At 56.8% G+C, this 1,331-nt stretch carries 2 rRNA genes; both read left to right on the forward strand.

Features of this window, described 5'->3' with window-relative positions:
* Nucleotides 1–521: ribosomal RNA gene (locus B1A75_RS19055) — 16S ribosomal RNA — on the forward strand; the annotation flags it as partial.
* Between the two features lie 487 nt (nt 522–1,008).
* Nucleotides 1,009–1,331, forward strand: a 23S ribosomal RNA gene (locus B1A75_RS19060); the annotation flags it as partial.

Here is a 1,331-nt window from a genome sequence, read left to right on the forward strand (position 1 = left end):
CCCCTTCGGTGTGACAGGGGGACAGGGGGGGCATGGTTGTCGTCAGCTCGTGTCGTTAGATGTTGGGTTACGTCCCGCAACGAGCGCAACCCTCGCCTCTAGTTGCCAGCATTCGGTTGGGCACTCTAGAGGGACTGCCGGCGACAAGTCGGAGGAAGGTGGGGATGACGTCAAATCATCATGCCCCTTATGACCTGGGCTACACACGTGCTACAATGGGCGGTACAAAGGGCTGCGAACCCGCGAGGGGGAGCGAATCCCAAAAAGCCGCTCTCAGTTCGGATTGCAGGCTGCAACTCGCCTGCATGAAGCCGGAATCGCTAGTAATCGCGGATCAGCATGCCGCGGTGAATACGTTCCCGGGCCTTGTACACACCGCCCGTCACACCACGAGAGCTTGCAACACCCGAAGTCGGTGAGGCAACCCGCAAGGGAGCCAGCCGCCGAAGGTGGGGCAAGTGATTGGGGTGAAGTCGTAACAAGGTAGCCGTACCGGAAGGTGCGGCTGGATCACCTCCTTTCTAAGGATGWTAWWGACARAAKCGMMTGGTTTGATTATAATGACGCTTGCKGTYTTGTTTAGTTTTGAGGGAWCTYAWCGTTCCWYGCARTGTGYAYMYGGGSSKATAGSTYAKYTGGYMGAAGAGMGCCAGGCGCTGGAGCTAGACATWAGTCGTGAKTCGGTGSWCAACCGCGCTYCWSTTWSGYYCAGTYTTGAAGGAATGRGGCMTTHSYTCAAGTGDKTTGCGCCTKCGTCTKCMAGCAGGYTCAAGGAAGATVGATTCCTCGGCGCAAAGCTGCAAAGAAGCAGACTCAAGGCAGCKCYAGTKWWRACTTCGTTCCTTGAAAACTAGATAACCGGAAAGAAAAGCGGAGGCGAGCGTTTCGCCGCGATGGGCAAATGTTCTTCGCCTAGAGGGATGTTTACATCCCGAAGGSGAAGGTTATTTGRCMSMGAGMGGCGGCGAGCCGAAGCTAGACAGTAAGGAAGAAGCCGAGAGCGCGATAGGTTAAGCTRGAAAGGGCGCACGGTGGATGCCTTGGCACTAGGAGCCGATGAAGGACGGGGCAAACGCCGAAACGCTTCGGGGAGCTGTAAGCAAGCGTGGATCCGGAGATGTCCGAATGGGGGAACCCACTGTCCGTAATGGGGCAGTATCCATGCCTGAATCCATAGGGCATGGAGGGCACACCCGGGGAACTGAAACATCTTAGTACCCGGAGGAGAAGAAAGCAACCGCGATTCCCTGAGTAGCGGCGAGCGAAACGGGAACAGCCCAAACCAAGAGGCATGTCCTCTTGGGGTTGTAGGACCGCTCACTGTGGGAGTG

Source organism: Geobacillus sp. LEMMY01 (genome assembly GCF_002042905.1).
GTDB classification, from domain to species: Bacteria; Bacillota; Bacilli; order Bacillales; family Anoxybacillaceae; genus Geobacillus; species Geobacillus proteiniphilus.